Below are 18,038 nucleotides of genomic sequence, written 5' to 3' on the forward strand. Positions count from 1 at the left end.
GGGGTCAGTCGGTGAGGCCGGTGACCCGCATGGTGATGTTCAGGCGGCCCGTTGTCAGGCCGGTCGCGGGGTCCGCGGTGCCTTCGTGGACCTTGGGCACGCCGTGGAAGATGTAACGCGAGGGGCCGCCGAAGACGAACAGGTCACCGGAGGCCAGCTCGACGTCGGTGTAGGGCTTGGTACGGGTGTCCGTGTTGCCCACGCGGAAGACGCAGGTGTCGCCGATGGACAGGGAGACCACCGGGGCGGACGACCGTTCGTCCTTGTCCTGGTGCATGCCCATCTTGGCCTGCCCGTCATAGAAGTTGATCAGCGCCGTGTCCGGGGTGTAGTCGGCCGCGGCCGCCGGGTCCCCGTCGCCGTAGGCCGTCGTGAGAGCGCGGCGGCCGAGGTCGGCCATCCACTCCGGGAAAGCGGCGACCCGGCGGCCGTTCACGTCACCGGCGGTGCGCGTGTACCGGTAGGGCTGCCAGTGCCAGCCCACGCACACCGTCCGCACGGACATGACGCCACCGCGCGGAAGCTCGGTATGGCGGATCGGCACCGGCCCCGTGGCCCACTCCCGGCACGCCGTGACGAGTTCGCGCTGCTGGTCGAGGGTGAGCCACTCCGGCACGTGTACGGCGCCGGGGGCGATCTCCCTGATGGGACGGGGGATCAGGGCGTTCACGAGGTCTCCTCCGCGGGCTGACGGGTGGTGACCCAGCGGTGGTGTACGTCCCAGGTGCCGCCGTCGGCGGTGACGCCGCGCAGGCCGTCAAGGACGTCGTCCCCGGCGAGTGCGGGGACGCGGGAGTCCTGGAGGGAGGCGAACGCGTAGGTGCGGGCCGGGCCCCAGTCGGTGGAGTGGCGCAGGCGGCGGGCCAGCTGGGCGAAGCCGAGGGGCGCCGCCGCCATCACCCAGGCGTCGGGGATCTCCGCGGTCAGCCGGTGCGCGGGGCGCAGCCAGGACGCGGCGGTCTCCGGCCAGCTCACCGTGGAGAGGACCGTGCCGCCGCGTTCCGTCCATGCGGCGGCGAGGGCTTCGGCGGCGGCGCGGGACGCCGTGTCGCGGCTGTGGCCGAGGGTGACGGTCTCGATGCGGGCCTTCGGGAACGTCAACAGGCCAATGAGAGCGTCGAGTTCGACTTCGGTGTGGGCGGCGGGGGCGGGCATGCCGGCGTGGGCGGACTGCTCGGCGGGGCCGATGAGGGGCGAGCGGGAGGATTCCCGCTCCTTCAGGAGGCTCATGCTGTGCGGGTTCTTTCTGCGTCTGCTTTCCATCGAGCGTAATGAGCGGGGAGGCAGACCGCACAGGGGCGGTATCCGGCCGCGACCGCGGTGGCCTCGTCGGCGAAGAACACCCGGTGGACGGCGTAGGGGCCGCGGGCGACGGCCCGCAGCGCGGAGGGGCAGTCGAGGCGGCCGTACAGACGTCCGCGGCGGTGCCCACCGAGCGTGCCCGGCGTTCCACTCGGGTACGGCATTCCGTCCGGGCCGCACAACAGGTACGTACGCGGGCGGCGCGGCTCCCCGGCCCGGGAGAGGGCCACGGCGGAGGGCTCGGAGGGCGTCCCGGAGTGGGTCACGCCGCGTCGTGGAAGACCAGGCCGAGCGTGTACCGGCGCCCGGAGCGGACGGTGCTCACGCCGTGCCGCATCGGCCCGGTCGACCAGCCGCGCTTGGACGCCACGGGCCGGTCACGGGTGGTGAAGATCAGCCCGTGGCCTTGCGGCAGGGTGGTGGACGAGCCGCGTGACTGGGCGCGGGGACGCTGCTCGGTCATGATGAACTCGCCGCCGGTGAAGTCGGCTCCCGGGACGTCGAGCCCGATGACGACCTGGAGCGGGAAGAGCATGTCTCCGAAGACGTCGCGGTGCAGGGCGTTCCAGTCGCCGGGTCCGTAACGCAGCAGGATCTGCGCGGACTTGGCCTGCCCGGCCGCGTGACACATCTCCAGCCACTCCCCCAGGCTGTCGGGCCAGGGGGCGGGCTTGTCGAGTTTGGCGGCCCAGTCGCGGGCGATGGGCAGCAGCAGGGGGTAGAACGCCTCGCGCACATCCCGTACGACATCGGGGAGTTCGTGGGTGAAGTAGCGGTACTGGCCGGAGCCGAAGCGGTAGCGGGCCATGTCGATGGTGGCGCGGAAGCGGTCGGTCTCGTCGTACAGGGCTGCGATGTCGCGGCAGGCTTCGGGGGTCAGAAGCCGACCGGTGAGGGCGTGGCCGTGCTCGTCGAGCTCGGCGGCGATCGCGTCCCAGTCGCCCGCTGCGACGCGTGCGCCGACGCGGGTGTCCGCCGGGTGCGCGGTGTCGATCATGATGACGGGTCCTTCGTGGGGGTGCGTGGGCGTGCGGGTCAGACGAGGGTGGGTTGCAGGGCGCCCTCGTGGGTGAGGAGGTGCACCTTGCGCTCCACGCCGCCCGCGTAGCCGCGCAGGGAGCCGTCGGCGCCGACCACGCGGTGGCACGGGCGCACGAGGAGCAGCGGGTTCGCGCCGATCGCGGCACCGAGGGCCTGGACCCGCCCGCGATCCACGCCGAGGTGCGCCGCGAGCTCGCCGTAGGTGGTGGTCGTGCCGTACGGGATCTCCTCCAGGCCGCTCCACACGCGCCGCTGGAAGTCGGTGCCGCTCGGAGTGAACTCGACGTCGAACGATCTGAGTTCACCACCAAAATAGGCGGCCAGCTGTCGTTCGATGCCGGAGAACCGGCCGGGGTCGTGGGCCCAACTCCCCTGCACGACAGGCGCGTTCCGCTGGCCGGGCATGGACAGCGACGCCAGCGAGACCCCGCCCGCCGTAGGCACACCCACAAGCAGCAGCTGCCCGAGCGGGCTGGGGACGGTGGTGTAGACGGTCATGGGATGACCTCCCTCTCCTTGCTCTACTTCCACCCCCAACAGTGCGGGGGCGAGAGCAGGGATGCTGGCGGAAATCGGACACCGCGCTGACGTACCGCGACTGCCCGCGCCTCACCCACCGGGACGCCGTGGTGCCCTAGCCCCGATCATTGACCCCCGGCTCGATGACCTCGTCCAGGACCTTTCGGACCGCCTCGTACGCTGAAGCGAAGATCTCCGCTTTCAGGGCCTCGTTCGGGTCCTCCTTCTCGGGGCTTTCGGACTCTGCCTTCCAGTGCCGCTCCTCCTGCTGGGCCCAGGTCCGGGCTCGCTGGATGCGGCGGAGTAGTTCGTCGGCGTCCACGGTGTCAGTCATGCGGGGAATCTACCCACCTAAGTCCCGCGCCAGCCGGACGTGTCGAGGCGGCCGGGGTCTCCTTCGGCGGTGCGGACGGGGTTCGCTTCGGCTGTACGGACGGGGTTCGCTCCGGCAGTGCGGCCGAGGTCCGCTTCTGGCGGCGCGTCATGCTCACCCCGATGAGTACGACCGCCATCCCCGCGGCGACCCGGAAGCTGAAGGCCTCGTCGAGGACGATGGCGCCCAGCGCCACCGACACCACCGGCAGGAGGTATCCGACCGTCGCCGCGTTGGTCGCGCCCTCGTCCGCGATGATCCGGTAGGTGAGGTGGAAAGTGACGCCTGTGGCGAAGATTCCCAGGACGGCGATGGCGATCAGGGTCGTGGGGGTGACCTGGAGCGGCTGCGCTCCGCCGGCCGGCAGGGCCGGCGCCGTCAGGACCGTCGCCGCCATGAGCTGGGCGGCGGAGAGGGACAGCGTGGGCACGCCCTTCCCGACCAGGTGGTGACCCATGTACGCGAAGCCGACGGCGTAACTCGCCGCCGCACCCACGATCGCGAGGGCGCCCCAACTCGTCATCCCTGACTGCTCCCACGGGGCGAAGATCAGCGACGTACCCGCGAAACCGACGAGGAGCCCGGCGAGGCGCACCGGTCGCAGCCCTCGTTCCGTGCCGATGGCGAGGCCGATCAGGACGGACCACAGCGGCGTCGTCGCGTTCAGCGCCCCCGCCACCCCGGAGTCCACCGTCTGCTGCCCGACGCTGAAGAGCCCGAAGGGCAGGGCGTTGCAGAAGAAGGCCGCGATGAAGATGTGTTTCCACATCGCGCGGCCCCGTGGGAGACGGTTGCGCGTGAGGAGGAGCAGGACCGTCAAGGTCGCCGCCCCGAGTGCGCAGCGCACGAGGGTCACCTGCGCGGGAGACAGGCCGTCCAGGGCCAGTTCGATCCACAAGAAGGTCGATCCCCAGAGAAGGGCGAGTACGCCCACCCTTGCCGCTGCCCACGTTCTTCCGGGGACGCCGTTCACTGTTGCTCTCCTTGCTCACCTGGTGCGCCAAGTGCGCCTGGTGCGCCGCACTGTGGTCCTCGGGCCGTCGTCAGTGAACGATGCCGCCGCCGACCTGAAAGGACAAGCAAAAGGTTTTGAAGCTTCTTTAAGCTCAGCTACATCCGCGATGAACCACCTCAGGACGATGGACTACTTCAGGACGCTGACCCCGTTCGCCGTCACGATGGCGGCGATGGCCAGCCACTCCACCCAGTCCAGGGACTGCCCCAGGACGACCATGCCCACCAGGGCCGCGAGGACGGGGTTGACGCTCATGAAGATCCCGAAGAAGCGGGCGTCGACCCGGCGCAGGGCGAGCAGGTCGGCCAGGAACGGGACCGCGGAGGAGAGGATCCCCGCAGCGGCAGCGCAGGCCAGGGCGGTGGGCGTCGGCGTGTGGTGGGCGAACACGACGATGCCGACCGGCAGATAGAGGAGCCCGGAGACTCCCGCGGCGGCGGCCGAGCCCTCGACGCCCGGGATACGGGCTCCGACCGTACGGTTCAGCAGGATGTACGAGGCCCAGCAGGCCGCGGCGAGCAGACCGAGCGCGATGCCGGCGTAGTCCGTGCTGGGTTGCGGGCGGGCCAGCGCGACCACCGCGGCCCCCGCCACGACCGCGCAGCCGAGGTCCACCGCACGGCGGGAGGCGGCCAGCGCGACCGTCAGCGGGCCCAGGAACTCCAGGGTCACCGCGAGGCCGAGGCCCACGCGGTCGATCGCGGTGTACAGCGAGAGGTTCATGGTGGCGAAGACCGCCGCCAAACACAGCAGCGGCCACCACTGGCGCCAGGTGAAGGCGCGCACCTTGGGCCTGCCCACGGCCAGCAGCACGGCTCCGGCGACCCATTGCCGTACGGCCACGACGCCGGCGGGACCGATGACGCCGAACGCCAGGGCGCCCGTGGCGGCGCCGACCTGGTTGGACAGACCACTGCCGAACATCATCACCATGCCCGGGAGGCGGCCACCTCGCCAACTCCGGTCCGGGTCACCGGCATGCGTCGGGGATCCCTGAACTTCGGCGGGCACGGTTCGGCTCTGGGACGTTCGCATGCATCGCAGGATGCGCCACTCGCCCGCATGCGAGAAATGCATGCGAGGTCCCATCCATACGCTCTGGTCATCCATACGCTTTGGTTATCCGTGCCCTCCAGCCGTCCCTACACTGAGGCCATGGATCTGGAACTGCGGCATCTGCGCTGCCTGGTCGCCATCGTCGACTCCGGTGGCTTCACCGATGCCGCCGCCGAGTTGGGTGTCTCCCAAGCGGCCGTCTCCCGCACCCTCGGCGGACTCGAAGCGGTGCTCGGGGTGCGCCTGCTGCACCGCACCAGCCGGAGCATCACGCCCACCACCGCGGGAGTCCAGGTGCTCGCACGGGCCCGGCACCTGCTCGCGGAGGCCGACGACCTCATGCGCGAGGCGACCACCGGACACACCCGGCTGCGCATCGGCCACGCCTGGTCGGCGATGGGCCGGCACACGGCGGAGTTCCAGCGCCGCTGGGCAGCCGGACACCCCGACGTGGAGCTGTACCTGATCCGGACGAACTCCGCGACCGGCGGCCTCGCCGAGGGCCTGTGCGACCTCGCCGTCGTCCGCACCGCCTTCGACGAGACCCGCTTCGCCAGTGCCGTCGTCGGTCACGAGCGCCGCTTCTGCGCCCTGGCGAGTGACGACCCGTGGGCCAAGCGGCGCTCCGTTCCCCTGGCCGACGTACGGGACCGGACGCTCCTCATCGACCGGCGCACGGGCACCACCACCGCCGAGCTGTGGCCCGAGGAGGCCCGCCCCCCGGTGGAGTACACCCAGGACATCGACGACTGGCTGGCCATCATCGCGTCGGGGCGCTGTGTCGGCCTCACGCCGGAGAGCACCGCCAACCAGTACCGCCGCGACGGCGTCGTGTTCCGCCCGCTGCGCGACGCCGACCCCATCGCCGTCCATCTCATCTGGCGCCGCCACGACCCACATCCGATGACGCACGCCGCCGTGGCGCTCCTGACGGACCTCTACCGCAAGTGAGCCCACCGGACACCGCCGCCTCGCACAACAGTGTCAACAACCCGCTGCCTCAGGTGATGTTGCTGTGGCAGACTGCGGCGATCCAAGCGTCTCTCAGCAGCAACGGAGTACGTCATGACCGCAGGTGAGCCCCAGCCGACGATCGACACCAGCAAGCCGCATCCCGCGCGTGTCTACGACTGGTTGCTCGGCGGCAAGGACAACTACCCCGTCGACGAGGCCGTGGGCGAGAAGCTGCCGCCCGAGGCGAAGGACGCGGCGCGGCAGAACCGCGCGTTCATGAACCGCGCGACCGCCTGGCTCGCGACCCAGGGCGTGGACCAGTTCCTCGACATCGGCACCGGCATCCCCACCGCCCCGAACCTGCACCAGATCGTCCAGGAGACGGTGCCGGCGGCGCGGGTCGTCTACACCGACAACGACCCCATCGTGCTGCGCCACGCGGAGGCCCTGCTGGTCAGCCACCCCGAGGGGGTGACCGACTACATCCAGGCGGATGTCCGCGAGCCGCTGGAGATACTCGAGCACGCCCGCGGCCTCCTCGACTTCGACCGTCCGATCGCCCTCTCCCTCATCGCGCTCATGCACTTCCTGCCGGACGACCAGGACCCGTACGGCATCGTGAGCACGCTGGTGGACGCGCTGCCGTCCGGCAGCCATCTGGTGCTCTCGCACGCCTCGTCCGACATCTTCCCGGAGCTGGCCGAGCAGGTCACCGCCGAGTACGCGAAGGGCGGCATCAAGCTCGGCTTCCGGACCCGCGCGGAGGTGAGCCGCTTCTTCGAGGGACTCGACCTCGTCGACCCCGGCCTGGTGACGGCCACGGAGTGGTTCAGGGGTGACGCACGGCCGGTGGCCGAGGCCAGCGGAATCTACGCGGCGGTGGCACGCGTCCGCTGACGGGCGGGGCACTAGTCGCCGGCGAACAGGTCGAGCAGGCCCTGCGGGGCGTCCTGGTGGAAACAGCGGACGAGACCGTCGGCGGACTCGGCGGCGGTCTTCTCGCTGCGCGGGAACAGCGCCTCCTCATAGGAGGCCAGTGCCGCTTCCGCGTCTTGGGGGTGTGCCGCGATGGCCGCCGCGAGTTCGGCTCCGTCGAGCATGGCGAGGTTGGCGCCCTCCCCCGCGAAGGGGGACATGAGGTGCGCCGCGTCGCCGAGCAGCGTGACACCCGGGACGCGGTCCCAGCGGTGGCCGATCGGCAGCGCGTGGATCCTGCGGGGGACCAGGGGGCCGTCGGCGTCGGCGACCAGCGCCTGGAGGCTCTTGTCCCAGTCGGCGAAGTGCTCCAGTACGGCCGCCTTGGCGAGACCCGTGTCGTCGGCGGTGAAGTCGATGGTCGAGATCCAGTCCTCGGGGGCCCTGAGAGCGGTGTAGACGTGCAGGCTGCCGTCGGGCTCACGGTGGGCGAGGAAGCCCTTGTCCTCGCCGAGCGCGAAGAACATCCCGCCGCCCACGACCGCGGCGCTGTCCGGGTGGCGTACGTCGGCGTCGACGAGGTCCACCTCGACGAAGGAGATGCCGGTATAGGCGGGCGTGGCGTCCGAGACCAGCGGGCGGATGCGGGACCAGGCGCCGTCCGCCCCGATCAGCAGGTCGGTGGTGAAGGCGGAGCCGTCGGCGAGGGTCACCTCGTGGCGGCCGCCACCGAGCGCACGCGCGCCGGTGATCTTCGCGCCCCAGTGCACGGCGCCGTCGGGCAGCGAACCGAGCAGCAGGTCACGCAGGTGGCCGCGATCGACCTCGGGGCGGCCGCCGTCGCCGTCGTCCGCCTCCTCCATGCGGACCACGGCGTCCTTGTCGAGGACGCGCATGGCCTCGCCACCCGGGTGGATGAGCGCGCGGAACTCCTCGTACAGACCGGCGGCGCGGAGGGCGGCCTGCCCGGACTCCTCGTGGATGTCGAGCATGCCGCCCTGGCCGCGGGCCGCCGGTGAGGCTTCCAGGTCGTACAGGGCGGCATCGATGCCGTTGACGTGCAGGACGCGGGCGAGAGTGAGGCCTCCGAGGCCCGCGCCGACGATGGCTATGGGGTGGTGTGTGGTCATGGTGGTGCTCCTTGGGCGCGTGCGGATAGTGGTCGTGCTGTCGCTCCTGGCCGCGGAAGGGCTCAGCTGCGGGCGCCGTCAACGGGGACAGGCGTGCCGAGGATGCCGTTGATCAGCGCCCGGAAGCCCCAGGAGATCCGTTCCTCCGGCCGGCCGGACACGAGCTCGCCGGCGAGCCGGGCGACGTGGGGGTGCGTCCTGTCCGACGCGTCCCGCAGGGCTCCGGCGAGCGCGTCCCACTCCTCCTGGGCGCCGTCGGCCTGATCGGCCGGGGAGTGCTCGGCGGCGGTCGCGGTGGCGTACTGCAGCAGCAGGTCGACACCCCATGCGGCCTGGCCGGGCGGGACCCCGCCCTCGTCGAGCAGGGCGAGCAGGGTCTCGATGAGGCGCAGATAGTGCTCACCCCGGGGCCGGGCCACCAGCGCGGCCTTCGCGAGGCCTCGGTGGCGGAAGAGCACCGCGGTGTAGGAGGTGAGGACGCCCTCCAGGCGCTCCTTCCAGTCGCCTCCAACCGGCGGCGGCTCCACCACCCCGAGGAGCTCGTCCAGGACCGCCGCGTGCAGCTCGGCGGTGTTGCGGACGTACACGTACAAGGAGGCGGGCCCGGTGTCGAGCTCCTGGGCGAGCCGACGCATGGTCACCTTGCCCAGGCCCTCCGCGCGCATGATCTCCACCGCGGCGGCCACGATCCCCGCCCGGGTCAGGGCGGGCTTCGCCGGGCGCTCACGGCGGCTGCGCGGGGCTGGAGGACGGGCTGAGGAATGAGCTGTCATACGACCAGGGTAACGAACATGTTCGTTACGAGCACGTTCGGGGCGAACATGTTCGTCCAGACGTACTCCCAGGAGCTCGATTGACGATCAGCGTGGGCGGGCATCACCGAGGGGCAGGATCGGCCGCGCAAGACATGCCGCGGCCCCGGTGAGCGGAAACCGTCGCGAGCAGCCGGTTGTCCCAGGGGAGGGGAGTGAGTCGCCATGCGTGCGCACAAGCGCGCCCATCGGCACGTCGCCCGCGTTGAGTACGCACTGCCGCAGGAAGCCGCTTCGGCCGGCCAGGCGCGGAAGTTGACCTCCGCGTTCCTCACCCGGCCTCGTCGGCACCTGACAGAAGTGGATGCAGAGCGGGTGGACGATGCCACGCTGATCGTGTCCGAACTCGTCGCCAACGCCACCCAGCACGGCCGCAGTCCCTGCCGGCTGCGCCTCGAGGTCTCCGGTGACAAGGTGACCGTCGAGGTCCACGACGCGAGCCCCGTCGGCCCGCGCGTGCTCAAGCCGAGTACCGACCGGGACAGCGGACGGGGTCTGGCCATGGTGCGTCATCTCTCCGCGCGCCTCGAGGTCGTCGGCAGCGGCCGACGCGGCAAGGCCGTTCGGGCGGTGCTCGCCTAGGGCCGTTCGGGCGGAGTTCACCGGACGGCCCGGTGGGTCGCGCCCCGGGACCGCAACGTCCTCGCAACCTCGCCCGCGGTTGCATGGGTCCATGACCGATACTCCGCGCGTGGAGCTGACCCCTGCCGCCGCCGATCTGGTGCGTCGGTTGCGCGATGTCCACGGCCCCCTGATGTTCCATCAGTCCGGTGGATGCTGCGACGGCAGTGCGCCCATGTGCTACCCGGAGGGTGAGTTCCGCACCGGTGATTCCGACGTACGCCTGGCGTCGCTGACCGTGGAGGGAGTGGCGGAACCGGTCACCTTCTGGATGTCGAGGAGTCAGTACGACGTGTGGAGCCACACTCGGCTGATCGTGGACGTGGTGCCCGGCCGGGGCAGCGGCTTCTCCCTCGAGGCCCCGGAAGGCGTGCGTTTCCTCATCCGTTCCCGACTGGTCGGCACCTAGCCACCTGCCCTGCACCCATCCGGCGCTGCCCTCTGGTGCACTTTCTGACCGACCCTCAGACTGGGGCGGTTGGACGGCCAGAAGGACTTCAGGGGGCTACGGGTGGCATCACCGCACAAGCACATCGTGGGACGGTTCAGAACGGCGAGAGCGGCGCTCTCAGTATTGACGGCATTCGGAACGCTGGCCGGTGCGGCTCTGATGGGAGCGGCACCGGCCGGCGGCGTGGAGGCGGACGACAAGACTGCGGCGTCGCGGATCGCGCCGGGCGTGGAGTACCGGCAGTTCGACATCCCGGCCTCCCACGGCACGGCCCGCGCGCACGTACTCGACATCGATCTGAACAACAAGAACACGGGAGTCGACCTGCTGTATCCGGGCGCGGTGGGCGCCCGCTCCGTCGTCTCCGCGCTCGCGGACGAGGCGGGGGCGGTCGGCGGGATCAACGGCGACTTCTTCAACATCTCCGAGACCCAGCATCCGGGCGTCGAGCCCACCGGCGCGCCCGTCGGCCCGGCGGTCGCACGGGGCCGGGCCCTCAAGGCGGCGGTGCCCAACGGTCAGCGCTTCGGGCCCGCGATGCCTCCCGGCGTGACCACCGAAGCCGTGCTCGGCGTGGGCTTCGACCGCAGGGCCCGCATGGACAACCTCAGCCTCGACGGCGAAGTACGGACCGCGCAGACCCGTTTGCCGCTCGGCGGACTCAACCAGTACGCCATCCCGGTGGGCTCCGTCGGCGCGTTCACCAGCGACTGGGGCAGCACATCGCGGGTGCGCTCCACCTGCGGCACCGACACCAGCCGCGGCGCGCCCTGCAGCACGGACACCCATGAGGTGACGGTGCGCGACCGCCGTGTCGTGGCGTCCGCGGGCACACCCGGCAGCGGTCCGGTGGCCGCCGGCACCACGGTCCTCGTCGGACGCGAGGCGGGCGCCCAGGAGCTGCGCAAGCTCTCGGTCGGTGACCGGGTTCAGGTCAAGCACCGGCTGGTGGCGGCCCACTCCGGCGCTCCGTTCCGCTTCGCGCTCGGCGGCTTCCCCGTCCTGCGCGACGGCGCCCCGCTGCCCGGCCTGGACTCCGTCACGTCGGCCGTGCGCACGGCGGTCGGGATCTCCGACAACGGCCGACGCCTCCTGCTGCTCTCCCTGGACGGCTCACCCGAGTTCCGTACGGGGCTGACCATCGCCGAAGTCGCATCGACTCTGCGGGAGTTGGGCATGCGGGAGGGCTTCAGTCTGGACGGCGGCGGCTCGTCCACCCTGGCCTCCTCCACCACCCTGGTCGCCAGGGCCCCGGGCGCCGAGGCCGTCACCGTACGCAACAACCCGAGCGGCGGCGTGGAACGCGCGGTGCCGAACGGCATCGGCGTGTTCTCCCAGGGCTAGCCGACCGGCGTGTTCACTCGGTGTCCCGCACCGCCACCAGGCCGTTGAACACGCCCACGTACGCGGTGCCGTCCGGTCCGAGGGTCACCGGCGCCCAGTTGTTGTCGTACGCGACGCCCGTGCCGGCGAGCCGTTTCCACTTGGTCTCGCCGGTGCGGAAGTCGACGGCCGTCAGGTACCACGCATCGATGCCGAGGCTGCTCGGCTCCTTCGTGTAGAAGTACAGCAGGCCGTTGGCGGTGGACAGTTTCGGCACGTTCGACGGGGCGCGGACGCCGCTCTCCCACACCGTGTCGCAGCCGCTGCCGTCCTCGCGTACGTCGATCCTGCTGACGCCGCCGACGACACTGCGCCCGAAGGTGAGTGAGGTGATGTTCTCGTAGCCGTAGTTGTTCTCGACGACGAGGCTGTTGCCCCAGGTGATCAGCGAGTTGTCGGTGGTCGACGCGCCGGAGCGGAAGACGGGGACCTTGCAGACGAGGCGCTTGTCGTCGGCGATGTCGTCGCCCCTGCGGTAGACGAGGACGTTCATGCGGTCGTCGGCGTTGTCGGTGATCGCCACGTACGCGTCGTCGCCCTTGCCGAAGAGGTCGGGCGTGGTGCCCGAACCCTGGTTGACCGAGCCGGGCTTGGTGCCTGTCCCCCGGTCGTACGTCTGACGCCAGACGGCCTTCGGGGTGCCGTCCGCGTCCGCCCGGAAGCTGTAGAGCGCGTGGTCGGAGACGATCGAGACGCCGTCCTCGGCGACGGAGAACGAGTTCTGGATCTCCTCGCCGTCGAGCCGGACGGAGCGGACGTCACCGGACGCGGGGTCGACGGTGCCGACGCGCCCCTGCCGGGTCACCCACCAGATGCGGCCGTCCCAGTCGGGCATCACCGACGTGACCGGGTCGCATTCACCACTCGGGTAGAGATTCGACCAGGTCACGCAGTCGTGCGGGACCTGCGCCGTCAGATCCCAGTCCTTGTCGACGACGAAACGCCAACTGCCGTCCGCCGTCTGCTCGTGCGCGAGGCGGACGATGTGCTGCCGGGAGTCGGCGAGGACGAGCCGGTCCTCGTTGTCGAGGTAGGAGTAGGCGCCGCCCGAGGTGTCCTTGAAGATCTTCGAGAAGTCCAGGCGCGTGATCGCCTCGACGGTGGAGGGGCGCTGCGGGAGCTTGTACTCGGCGAGCGTGTCCATCGTGTCCGGGTCGAGCAGCTTGACCAGGAAGCCGGTGAACGTACCGCAGACGGTGACGATGCGGCCGGCCCGGTCGAAGGTGACGGTGGCGCACTCACCACCGAGCGCCGCCATCTTCTCGCTGCTGACGCGCGGCTTCTTCCCCAGCGGCCCGTTCCAGGGGTACGTCCCGCTGCCCGCGGCGTCCGCGTGCATACCGCTGCGGCCGTTCGCTGCGAGGTACGGGTGCTGGGGCGGCTGTTCACCGGGCAGCGGCCGGGCGTCGACGGGCGCGCCGGTGTACTGGTCGACGAGCCGGTGCCCCGGCGCCTTCGGTATGTCGTCCGCCTGAGCGGCAGGGGCGAGGGACACGGCCGAGACCGTGAGGGCGGTCAGGGCGACGGCGGTGCTGAGGGTTCTACGACGCGGCATGGGCCGAAGCTAGGGGCAGTGCCTTGAAGTGTCCATGGAAACGTGACAGTTGTTCACGAACACGCAACGATCACGGCCCGAGGGTCATGGCTGCAGACCGCTGACGATGTCCGCGGCCGCCGTGACCCCGTTGTGAATGGTCGGCGCCATGCTCGAACTCGCCAGATAGAAGCCGAGCAGCGCACAGACGAGGGCGTGCGAGAACTTCAGCGCGCCGTTGCGCAGAAAGACCACTGCCAGGATCACGAGCAGCAGCACCACAGAGACCGAAATGGCCATGGGGACAACCTCCTCCGCCACGTCAACACCGCGGCTTTCGGCCGAGTGTGGCGCAGCGGAGGGACCATCCGGACGACCGGCGTGTCCTCCGAACGGGTGTTATGTGCCGGGGCGTTGCTTCAGCGGTCCGGAGCCTAGCGCCCGCGAGCGTCGAGGAACGCCTCGAGCCCCGCCAGGTCGTCCGTGTTCAGGTGGTCGACGCCCGCGGCGAGCAGCTCGCCCCACACCGCGTCGCGTGCCGGGCCCGCCAGGTCGGGTGTCGCCCAGAAGCGGACGCGCTGACCGCGCTTGTGCGCGGTGGCGACGATGCCGCGCAGCCTGTCGCGTTCGGCGGCGGGGATCGCGCCGACGCCCTGCCAGCTGAAGTTGAGCGTCCAGTTGTCGCTGATCAGCGGGATGAGCGAGGCGGGCGCCGGACCGCCCAGGTCGGCGAGGCGGCCGTCGTAGAAGGCGCGGCGCACGCGCTGGGCCTCCATCGGCGCGCGGGCCGCGCGGTCGCCGGAGATCACCGCCGTCACGGGTCCGCGGCGCACCTTGCCGTGGGAGTACGTGGTGAACAGGTGCCGGTAGCGCCGCAGATGCCGGTCGAGTTCCAGGTAGGTCGCGGCGCCCTCGGTCTTGATGTCGATCAGGAGCTGGAAGGGGGCGCGGTGGTAACCGCGGTACACGGAGCCGTGGTGGGCGCGCACGCGGGCCGCCAGGGGATCCAGGTAGAGGGATTCGAGGGTGCGGGCGGGGTCGAGATCGATCGGGTCGTGTGCGACCAGGAGTTGCCCGTCGACGAGGTAGATGTCGGCCTCGACGCTGCCGAAGCGGTGGTCCAGCGCGTCGTACAGGGGCCGGGGGTGCTCGTAGTCGTTGTGCGCGTGGGCGCGGATGAGGGGGCGTGGGTGCTGCCCTCGCTCGGTGGCCTGGGCGTACGCGGGAACGGCGGCGGTGCCGGCGAGTGCGGCGCCGATGGTCAGGGCTCTACGACGGGTGACGAGTGCCACGGAGACTCCCGGGGAGGACGAGGACGACGGGCGGGCCTCAGTGAGTATGAGGCCATGCTCGCGTCAAGAAACCCCTCAGGGAAGGGAGTTGGCGCTATCGACGCCCCTCGTTCATTCCGGACGCGTCACACGTCCCGTGGGGCCTTCCCCACCAGTTCGTCCCAGTGGACGGTCCGCTCGCACCACCGCTCCAGGAGCACCCGGTCGTGCCCGACCGCGAGCAGTCCGCCGCCGCTCTCGCGCCGGTACTCCTCCACGGCGTGCACGAGTGCCGCCGTCGTCGAGGCGTCGAGCATCGCCGTCATCTCGTCGCAGATCAGCCAGCGCGGGCGCAGCACCAGGGCGCGGGCCAGGCAGGCGCGCTGGAGCTGGCCGTCGCTGACCTCGTGCGGCCTGCGGCCCAGGAGGTCCTCGCCGAGGCCGACCGTGGCCGCCAACTCCCGTACGCGCTCGGCGGCTTCGCTTCCGCGCCCCGCCGCGCGCAGCGGCTCGGCGATCAGGTCCGTGAGGGTGAGGCGCGGGTCGGCGGAGAGGCGGGGCTGCTGGAAGACCACGCCGAAGGCGGTGCGTTGGGCGCGGGGGGCGCGGTGCCGCCAGCCGCGGGCGGGCTCACCGTCGATGACGACGCGGCCGGCGTCGGGCTTGTGCAGCAGGGCCGCGACACGGGCGAGCGTCGACTTGCCGCAGCCGCTGGGGCCGAGGAGACCGACGGAGGCACCGGGCGCGAGCGTGAGGTCCACGCCGCGCATGACGGGGGCGCGGCGGTCGTACCCGGCGGTGACGGAGAGGAGTTCAAGCATGGGGTGCCTCCAGCACGGCCGCCCTGTGGGGGTGGTGGCAGGCGACTCCGGCCACGGCCTGCGGGACGGTCCCGCAGGCCTCGTCCGCTCCGGTGCAGCGCGCCGCGAACGCGCATCCGCCCGGCAGCGCGGAGAGTTCGGGCGGCATGCCGGGGATCGGCGTGAACTCCCGCTCCGGGAGGGCGTTCAGGAGGCCGCGCGCGTACGGGTGTCGGGGCCCGGTGGCGCCGAAGAAGTCCTCGGCGTCGGCGAGTTCGACGATGCGGCTCGCGTACATCACGGCGACGCGGTCCGCGATGCGCTCGGCGGCGGCGAGATCGTGGGTGATCAGGAGCAGCGCGCGGTCCTCGCCCACGTGCTTGCGCAGCTCGTCCACCGTGCGGTCGACGAGATCGCGGTCGAGTCCCGTCGTCGGCTCGTCGGCGAGCAGCAGCGGTGCGTCGCCGATGAGCGCGAGGGCGGTCGCGGCGCGCTGGGCAAGGCCGCCGGAGAGCTCGTGCGGGTAGCGGTCGAGGTGCCCCGCGGGGAACGCGGCTCGCTCGGCGGCTTCCTCGGCGGCCTTGCGCAGCTGCGGACGCGGACGGCGCACGTCCGCCAGCTCACGCAGGGTCTCCTCCAGCTGGGCGCGGACCGTGCGCACCGGCGTGAGGTGCGCGGCCGGGCTCTGCGGTACGAGACCGACGCGCCGCCCTCGGACCGTGCGGGCCAGGGTGCGCTCGTCGGCGGTCAGCAGGTCCACGTCGCCGATGAGCGCGGACCCGGCCGTCTCCGCGTTCTGCGGGAGCAGCCCGAGCAGCGCGGAGGCGAGCACGGACTTGCCGCAGCCGCTCTCGCCGACGAGGGCGAGGCACTCCCCCGCCGCCAGGTCGAAGTGCGCGTCGGTGACGGCGGAGACGAAGGTGTCGCCGCGCATACGGAACCGTACGGAGAGACCTCGTACCGACAGCACGGGGGACGAGGAGGACGGGTTCGAAACGGGCTCGGTCACAGCATCAGCTCCGATCGGCGCCGGGGGTTGATCCGTTCCCGCCAGGCGCCCGCGAGGCCCGCGATCGCCAGGGTGGGCACGATGATGAACAGGCCGGGGAAGAGCGTCGGCCACCAGTCCCCGGCGAGGAGCGAGCCGCGCGCGCTCTGCACGAGGGTGCCGAGGCTCGCCTGGTGGGTGGGCAGACCGAGCCCGAGGAAGGACAGCGCGGACTCGTGCCAGATGGCGTGCGGCACCATCAGGACGGCGGCGAGACCGGCCTGCGGCAGTACGCCGGGCAGCAGATGGCGCACGGTCACGCGCATCCGCGACGCACCGCCGGAGATGGCGGCGTCGACGTACGGACGTGACCGCAGCGAGAGCACCTCGGCGCGCACGATGCGAGCCGTGGACAGCCAGTGCGTGAGCGCCACCGAGACGACCACCGGCCATACACCCGGCCGGAACATCGCCACGATGAAGATGCCGAGCAGCAGGTGCGGCACGGACGAGAAGACGTCCACGAGCCGCATCACGATCCGGTCGACCCAGCCGCCCGACGCGGCGGCGAGCGCGCCCACGGCCGTGCCGATGACGGTGGCGACGACAGCCGCCACCACACCCACGAGGAGTGAGACCCGCAGCCCGTACACGCAGCGCAGGAGAAGGTCGCGGCCCACGTCGTCGGTGCCGAAGGGGTGGTGCCAGGAGGGCGGTTGCAACTTGGACGCCAGGTCGACGGCCTGTTCGTCGAGGTTCACCAGGGGCGGCACGAGAAGGACGGCGAGGACGATCGCCGCGACGATCACCGCCGAGGAACGCACCCGCCACGCGCGCGTGGAGCGGCTTTTGGAGGCACCCCCGAGGGAGGCACGCCACGTAGTCGTGTCAGCCATCGAATCCCACCCTCGGGTCGGCCAGGCCGTACAGCAGGTCGGCCAGGAGGTTGCCCAGGAGCACCGCGGCCGTGGCGAGGACGGTGAGCGCGGCGAGCAGCGGGAAGTCCACGGCGGTCGCCGCCGACACGGTGGCCGCGGCGATGCCGGGCCAGCTGAAGACGGTCTCCACCAGGAGCGCGCCGGTGATCAGTTCGGGGACGCGGGAGCCGATCAGCGTGAGCACCGGCAGCATGCCCGAGCGCAGTGCGTGCCCGAGGAGCACGGTCCGTTCCGCGAGGCCACGCGCGCGTGCACCGCGGACGGGGTCGTCGCCGAGCGCGTCGCCGACCCCTTGGCGTACGTAGAGGACGAACCACGGCAGCTGCGAGATCGCCAGGACACAGGCGGGCAGCACGAGGTGGCTCGCGACCTGCCCTGCGGTCACGGCCGAGCTCGCGGTGTCCGTGAGCCCGCCCGAGGGCAGCACACCCAGCTTCAGGGCGAAGAGCCACACGGCGAGCAGGCCGATCCAGAACGGCGGGGCGGCTTCGAGCGTGTACGCGAGCGAGGTCACGACGCGGTCGAGCCAGCCGCCGGGGCGGCGCGCGGCGAGGACACCGAGCAGGGTGCCGACGAGGATGGCGAGCAGGAACGCGGTGGCGGCGAGCAGCACGGACCAGCCGATGCGCTCACCGATGACGTCGGAGACGGGCTGGCGCAGGGTGCTGGAGTCCCCGAGGTCGCCGTGCACGGCCGACGTCAGCCAGTCCCACCAACGCTGCGCGAGCGGCTGGTCGACGCCGAGGTTGGCACGCAGCTGGTCGAGGTTCTCCTGCGATGCGGTGAGCCCGGCCGTGCCCGCGTACGCCTTGACCGGGTCGAAGGGGGACGCGGCGGCGATCGCGAAGACGCCGAAGGTCACGGCGAGCAGGACCGGGACGGCGAACAGGGCCCGCCGTCCCGTCATGCGCGCCATCGGCCCCCAGGGGAGCTTC

General features: G+C 71.5%; 22 protein-coding genes. 5 read left to right on the forward strand and 17 right to left on the reverse strand.

Annotation, left to right across the window (positions count from 1 at the left end; genetic code table 11):
• Window positions 1-4: 4 nt before the first annotated feature.
• The 8 genes from ABXJ52_RS02855 to ABXJ52_RS02890 all read right to left on the reverse strand — a co-directional run bounded on the left by ABXJ52_RS02855 (window position 5) and on the right by ABXJ52_RS02890 (window position 5,183).
• Window positions 5-670, reverse strand: coding sequence for an alpha-ketoglutarate-dependent dioxygenase AlkB (locus tag ABXJ52_RS02855; RefSeq protein ID WP_367038943.1), 666 nt, complete (start codon window positions 668-670; stop codon window positions 5-7).
• Window positions 667-1,230, reverse strand: a complete 564-nt coding sequence (locus ABXJ52_RS02860) for a hypothetical protein (protein ID WP_367038944.1) — start codon at window positions 1,228-1,230, stop codon at window positions 667-669. Before ABXJ52_RS02860 ends, ABXJ52_RS02855 begins: the two co-directional genes overlap by 4 nt.
• A complete protein-coding gene (locus ABXJ52_RS02865) occupies window positions 1,227-1,568 on the reverse strand; it encodes an Ada metal-binding domain-containing protein (RefSeq protein ID WP_367038945.1) in 342 nt (113 codons plus the stop codon). The genes ABXJ52_RS02860 and ABXJ52_RS02865 overlap by 4 nt, the downstream gene beginning before the upstream one ends.
• The gene (locus ABXJ52_RS02870) at window positions 1,565-2,299 is read right to left on the reverse strand and encodes a 2OG-Fe(II) oxygenase (RefSeq protein WP_367038946.1); all 735 of its coding nucleotides are present in this window, start codon (window positions 2,297-2,299) and stop codon (window positions 1,565-1,567) included. Before ABXJ52_RS02870 ends, ABXJ52_RS02865 begins: the two co-directional genes overlap by 4 nt.
• Before the next feature lie 38 nt (window positions 2,300-2,337).
• Window positions 2,338-2,841 (reverse strand): methylated-DNA--[protein]-cysteine S-methyltransferase, encoded by a 504-nt coding sequence (locus ABXJ52_RS02875; RefSeq protein ID WP_367038947.1) that lies wholly within the window; start codon window positions 2,839-2,841, stop codon window positions 2,338-2,340.
• 136 nt (window positions 2,842-2,977) lie between these two features.
• Window positions 2,978-3,196 (reverse strand): hypothetical protein, encoded by a 219-nt coding sequence (locus ABXJ52_RS02880; protein ID WP_367038948.1) that lies wholly within the window; start codon window positions 3,194-3,196, stop codon window positions 2,978-2,980.
• Complete coding sequence (locus ABXJ52_RS02885) at window positions 3,189-4,169, reverse strand: DMT family transporter (RefSeq protein WP_367048771.1); 981 nt, start codon at window positions 4,167-4,169, stop codon at window positions 3,189-3,191. The genes ABXJ52_RS02880 and ABXJ52_RS02885 overlap by 8 nt, the downstream gene beginning before the upstream one ends.
• 210 nt (window positions 4,170-4,379) lie before the next feature.
• Complete coding sequence (locus tag ABXJ52_RS02890; RefSeq protein ID WP_367048773.1) at window positions 4,380-5,183, reverse strand: EamA family transporter; 804 nt, start codon at window positions 5,181-5,183, stop codon at window positions 4,380-4,382.
• A gap of 222 nt (window positions 5,184-5,405) precedes the next feature.
• On the opposite strand from ABXJ52_RS02890, the gene ABXJ52_RS02895 reads away from it, so the two are divergent.
• A complete protein-coding gene (locus ABXJ52_RS02895) occupies window positions 5,406-6,257 on the forward strand; it encodes a LysR family transcriptional regulator (protein ID WP_367038949.1) in 852 nt (283 codons plus the stop codon).
• 114 nt (window positions 6,258-6,371) lie between these two features.
• Complete coding sequence (locus ABXJ52_RS02900) at window positions 6,372-7,157, forward strand: SAM-dependent methyltransferase (RefSeq protein WP_367038950.1); 786 nt, start codon at window positions 6,372-6,374, stop codon at window positions 7,155-7,157.
• Window positions 7,158-7,168: 11 nt separating this feature from the next.
• On the opposite strand, the gene ABXJ52_RS02905 is transcribed toward ABXJ52_RS02900, so the two are convergent.
• Window positions 7,169-8,305, reverse strand: coding sequence for an NAD(P)/FAD-dependent oxidoreductase (locus ABXJ52_RS02905; RefSeq protein ID WP_367038951.1), 1,137 nt, complete (start codon window positions 8,303-8,305; stop codon window positions 7,169-7,171).
• A 62-nt stretch (window positions 8,306-8,367) separates the two neighbouring features.
• Window positions 8,368-9,078, reverse strand: a complete 711-nt coding sequence (locus tag ABXJ52_RS02910; protein WP_367038952.1) for a TetR/AcrR family transcriptional regulator — start codon at window positions 9,076-9,078, stop codon at window positions 8,368-8,370.
• 204 nt (window positions 9,079-9,282) lie between these two features.
• Between ABXJ52_RS02910 and ABXJ52_RS02915 the strand changes: the two genes are divergently transcribed.
• The 3 genes from ABXJ52_RS02915 (at window position 9,283) to ABXJ52_RS02925 (ending at window position 11,533) form a co-directional block, all read left to right on the forward strand.
• Complete coding sequence (locus tag ABXJ52_RS02915; RefSeq protein WP_367038953.1) at window positions 9,283-9,699, forward strand: ATP-binding protein; 417 nt, start codon at window positions 9,283-9,285, stop codon at window positions 9,697-9,699.
• A gap of 91 nt (window positions 9,700-9,790) precedes the next feature.
• Window positions 9,791-10,147, forward strand: coding sequence for a DUF779 domain-containing protein (locus ABXJ52_RS02920; RefSeq protein ID WP_367038954.1), 357 nt, complete (start codon window positions 9,791-9,793; stop codon window positions 10,145-10,147).
• Window positions 10,148-10,348: 201 nt separating this feature from the next.
• On the forward strand, window positions 10,349-11,533 hold the full coding sequence (locus tag ABXJ52_RS02925) for a phosphodiester glycosidase family protein (protein ID WP_367038955.1): 1,185 nt from the start codon (window positions 10,349-10,351) through the stop codon (window positions 11,531-11,533).
• Window positions 11,534-11,546: 13 nt separating this feature from the next.
• Here ABXJ52_RS02925 and ABXJ52_RS02930 read toward each other — a convergent pair whose 3' ends face one another.
• The 7 genes from ABXJ52_RS02930 to ABXJ52_RS02960 form a co-directional block, all read right to left on the reverse strand.
• On the reverse strand, window positions 11,547-13,127 hold the full coding sequence (locus ABXJ52_RS02930; RefSeq protein WP_367038956.1) for a hypothetical protein: 1,581 nt from the start codon (window positions 13,125-13,127) through the stop codon (window positions 11,547-11,549).
• Window positions 13,128-13,211: 84 nt separating this feature from the next.
• The gene (locus ABXJ52_RS02935) at window positions 13,212-13,406 is read right to left on the reverse strand and encodes a hypothetical protein (protein WP_160503040.1); all 195 of its coding nucleotides are present in this window, start codon (window positions 13,404-13,406) and stop codon (window positions 13,212-13,214) included.
• 134 nt (window positions 13,407-13,540) lie between these two features.
• Entirely contained in the window at window positions 13,541-14,398 is an 858-nt protein-coding gene (locus tag ABXJ52_RS02940) for a phosphatidylinositol-specific phospholipase C/glycerophosphodiester phosphodiesterase family protein (protein ID WP_367038957.1), read from the reverse strand.
• A 125-nt stretch (window positions 14,399-14,523) separates the two neighbouring features.
• The gene (locus ABXJ52_RS02945) at window positions 14,524-15,198 is read right to left on the reverse strand and encodes an ATP-binding cassette domain-containing protein (protein WP_367038958.1); all 675 of its coding nucleotides are present in this window, start codon (window positions 15,196-15,198) and stop codon (window positions 14,524-14,526) included.
• Window positions 15,191-16,111 carry an ABC transporter ATP-binding protein gene (locus tag ABXJ52_RS02950; RefSeq protein ID WP_367048775.1) on the reverse strand — a complete coding sequence of 307 codons (921 nt, stop codon included), beginning with the start codon at window positions 16,109-16,111 and terminating at the stop codon, window positions 15,191-15,193. Before ABXJ52_RS02950 ends, ABXJ52_RS02945 begins: the two co-directional genes overlap by 8 nt.
• A gap of 71 nt (window positions 16,112-16,182) precedes the next feature.
• Window positions 16,183-17,061 carry an ABC transporter permease gene (locus tag ABXJ52_RS02955; RefSeq protein ID WP_367038959.1) on the reverse strand — a complete coding sequence of 293 codons (879 nt, stop codon included), beginning with the start codon at window positions 17,059-17,061 and terminating at the stop codon, window positions 16,183-16,185.
• Complete coding sequence (locus ABXJ52_RS02960; RefSeq protein ID WP_367038960.1) at window positions 17,054-18,019, reverse strand: ABC transporter permease; 966 nt, start codon at window positions 18,017-18,019, stop codon at window positions 17,054-17,056. Before ABXJ52_RS02960 ends, ABXJ52_RS02955 begins: the two co-directional genes overlap by 8 nt.
• Window positions 18,020-18,038: the final 19 nt, after the last annotated feature.

This window comes from Streptomyces sp. Je 1-332 (assembly GCF_040730185.1).
GTDB lineage: Bacteria > Actinomycetota > Actinomycetes > Streptomycetales > Streptomycetaceae > Streptomyces.